3 protein-coding genes and 2 pseudogenes are annotated in these 3,547 nt (G+C 34.3%); 1 reads left to right on the forward strand and 4 read right to left on the reverse strand.

Going from position 1 to position 3,547, the window contains the following annotated elements; translation table 11 throughout:
* Positions 1–345 precede the first annotated feature (345 nt).
* Positions 346–516: pseudogene (locus tag U881_RS0105505) on the reverse strand (variable large family protein); the annotation flags it as partial.
* A gap of 174 nt (positions 517–690) precedes the next feature.
* On the opposite strand from U881_RS0105505, the gene U881_RS0105510 reads away from it, so the two are divergent.
* A complete protein-coding gene (locus U881_RS0105510; RefSeq protein ID WP_024652918.1) occupies positions 691–900 on the forward strand; it encodes a hypothetical protein in 210 nt (69 codons plus the stop codon).
* A 168-nt stretch (positions 901–1,068) separates the two neighbouring features.
* Here the strand turns inward: U881_RS0105510 and U881_RS0105515 are convergent, their stop codons facing one another.
* The 3 genes and pseudogenes from U881_RS0105515 to U881_RS13070 form a co-directional block, all read right to left on the reverse strand.
* Positions 1,069–2,100, reverse strand: coding sequence for a variable large family protein (locus U881_RS0105515; protein WP_024653599.1), 1,032 nt, complete (start codon positions 2,098–2,100; stop codon positions 1,069–1,071).
* A gap of 653 nt (positions 2,101–2,753) precedes the next feature.
* On the reverse strand, positions 2,754–2,945 hold the full coding sequence (locus U881_RS13760; protein WP_407637306.1) for a variable large family protein: 192 nt from the start codon (positions 2,943–2,945) through the stop codon (positions 2,754–2,756).
* 35 nt (positions 2,946–2,980) lie between these two features.
* Positions 2,981–3,505, reverse strand: a pseudogene (locus U881_RS13070) (variable large family protein).
* Positions 3,506–3,547: the final 42 nt, after the last annotated feature.

Raw genomic sequence — 3,547 nt, forward strand, 5'->3', positions numbered from 1 at the left:
TCTCACAAAGAATAAGAGAAGCGTTTCCTCTCATAACTTTTTTTAGTATTGATTTTTTATTGATAATTATTTACTGCTGTCCACTACAATGACATCGCCAAAAGAAATCAAAACACTGTTATTTATTCTTTTAGTCATTGTGAGCAGATAATTACCTTATCTTCATAACATAAACAAAATATAAAAAAGGAAAACAACTCCTTAATAGAAAGAGAAGTTTTTCCTTAAATCACTTAAATCAAAAAGAAAACACCTTCCCTATTTACCTAACTAAACCAGAGAAGTGTTTCCTTAAAATTACTTCTTATCTCACTGATTTACTAATTTTTATCTATAATATTTTTATTATTGCCCACTAGCGGCAGCTTCTACTGCCTGCTCTTCTCGCTTAATTGTCACAAGTGTTTCATTTATCTTCTTTAAACCACTATCAACAACAGTATTTCTTATTGCTATTGCTATTATTAATGTCTTATTCATTGCACCAGCAACCACACCATTCACTGCATACTCATTACCGACAGTAAGTTGATCAGTCTCAGTCTTAGCATTTTTAATCTTATCTATCATTGTTCATGGATCTACTTTAGATACCTAAGCAGCTAGTTTATCAACAGTGCCAGCAATAATAGCAATAATCATTAAAGGAGTAAGTGGGGGGTTGATAAATTAATTGGCTATTTAACTCAATTGGCTGCTGTCACTGATGATAGTTATGATATTGGTGATACTGCTAGTGCTGCTACTACAGTAGCTTTTGATAAGATTGGAGTCGACTCTATAATTTCAGAATTTAAACATTATAGAAATGCAAAAAAATCTGGAATAGAAATCAAGCTTGGAAATCCTCGAAATGTGGTGGCTAATGCAAATAGACCTAAGATGAAGTACAAAAAATAGATCCATGGACAATTAGCGATTCGCCTGCTACCGATACATATTTCACTTAACATCATAAGAGAGCCCCTTAACGCTCTCTTATCTTATTTATTTACACAAGTATCATGACCCAACACTAAATATATCTACTTAATCTACCTATTCATTTCCTAATTATGAAATTCATCATTATTTTTTAGATTCTGATGTGTTACTATCAGAACTTACAGGAGTATCATTTGTATCAACTTTCATCGCGTCTTTAACAGTTTTAAGTCCCATGTCAATTGTTTTCCTTACTGCTACAGTTAACGTATCTAATGCTTTAGTAACTGCACTCACTGCTGCTCCTTTAACCACAGGAGCATACTCAGCAGCCTCAGCACTAGGCCCAGCAAACTTACCGCCTTTAGACATAGCTCTTAATGCCATTCCTCCTGCTATAACTGCATCTTTCTTACCATTACCAGAATTACCATTGGCCTCATTGTGTTTAGCCAGAGTAAAAGTATCATCAGACTTAATAATAGCTTGTAAGATATCAGCACCGGTTATGGCTCCAACTGCCTTTGCAGCATCAGCAGCTGATTTCTTTGCAACATCAGCGGCTCCAGCATTATTATTAGCAAATAGCATACCCGCAGCATTATTATCACGATCACTAAGATCAGTAGCCTTTTTAGCATCCCCAGCAGCAGCATTCCCTTCTTTAAGTACCACTGCTACTATAACTTTAATTCCTTTTAATAAACTCTCAACATCACCAACAGTACCACCATTATTTTGAGCAGCAACATTTCCAATTAAGTCATTCCCATCAGTACCAATTGCCTCACTAGCAATCTTTGCTCCCTCTATTATCTTATCAAGAGTCTCACTAACTAATTTCTTTACTGCACTCTCTACTCCCGCCGCATTCGGATTCCCTTCTCTCTTCATATCAACAACAATCTTCTCAAGCTTATCCTTTGTCCCTTGCACAGTATCCTGAACTTTCTTAAAATATTTCCCCACATCAGATTTCTTACTCTCCAAATTAAACCCTAACACACTCCCAACAATATCGCCAAAAGAAGTAAAAACACCAATAAAATCATTTCCCAAACTAACTAAAGACTGTAAAAACTCATTCTTCTTCTCTAGCTCAGCTACTCCATTATTACATCCCATAATTCCCAAAATCATCATAATAAGCAAACTTCTCTTGATCACTCCTCTCATCTTCCTGCTACCCCCTCTCTTATAGTAATTATCGTTTATCTCTCTAATATCTCTCATCATAATTTTCCCTCCTTAATCAACTCTTTAATTCCCCCCCAATCTTTAAATTCACAATTTAAAGCTCCCTTCTCTTCCCTTTCCTCACCAAGAGCTCATCTAAATAAGACCTCCTTATTAATCTCATCTAAATAAGCTCTCCTTACTCCTAAAAAAAGTTACTCAGAATACATACTTCCTTCTCTTCTTTTTAACTTCTCTTCTTTTTCTTCTCTTATCATTCCTTCCTTCTCTTATCATTCCTTCCTTCTCTTATCATTCCTTCCTTCTCTTATCATTCCTTCCTTCTCTTTTTATAAGTTCCCTTCTCTCTTTTATTGAGTCTCTTTTATCTTTTTTATTGAGTCTCTTCTTCTCTTTTCTATAACTTTACTCCAACAGAAAAAACACAATAAAAATGAATAAATAAAAAATGAATGCAATGCACACATGATAAGCTAATGCTTAATAAAAAAATAAAGAAAATATATTAAATCAATTAATTTAAAAAGAAAACATCTCCTCTGTTTTCATAACACAAAACAAAAGAAATGTTTCACTTAAATAACCCTTTCTTTAATATTTATTTCTTATCGATAATTACTTATTGTTATCCACTAGATACTGCTTTTACACGATTGATTAGCAAGAACATTATTTATTGTTTTTAATCCAATATCAAAAGTATTTCTTATTGCTATTATTAAAGTACTTAGTGTCTTATTTACTGCACTCGCAACTGCACCATTTATTGCATGAGAATATTTATTATCACCATTCTTAGCCGCAAATTTACCATCCTTAGCCATTGCTCTCAATGCTATTCCTGCTACTATTACCGCATCTACCTTTGCTTGATCAAGAGTTTAGTACCAGAGTCCTTCTTAGCAACCGCAATCTCTGCTGCATTAGTTACTGTATTAATATCTTTACTAATGCCAGCATCTCCTGACTTTGATATAGCTTGCAAAATGTCAGCACCACTTACTGCTCCTATTGATGCACTTGCTGCAGCAACTTATTGTTCTGTCATATCATTCTGTGTAGCAAGCAAATTACCAACTGATTTCTTCTCTGTATCACCAGTTTCAGTAGCATCTGCTTTACCTTCTTTCAACACCGCATCAACTATTTCTCTAATTCCTTGAATAAGTACATTTACGCTTGCAGAATCTGCAGATATAGCCCGTCTTCATTTTGCTTAGCATTTCCTATTGCATCACCACCACTAGCACCCCCCAGCCGCTATTTTTGCTCCCTCTTCAATCTTTTCTATAGTTGCGATAAATTCGTTAATCTTTTCTTTTAACTTTGGATAATTGCCATTCTGTTCTAAAATCTCGTTTAATTTTGCTTTCGTTGTTTTCATAGTAGTTTCAATTTTAGTAAAATACTGTCCTATCTCCGATTT

The organism is Borrelia persica No12 (assembly GCF_000500045.1).
In the GTDB taxonomy this organism is placed as follows: domain Bacteria; phylum Spirochaetota; class Spirochaetia; order Borreliales; family Borreliaceae; genus Borrelia; species Borrelia persica.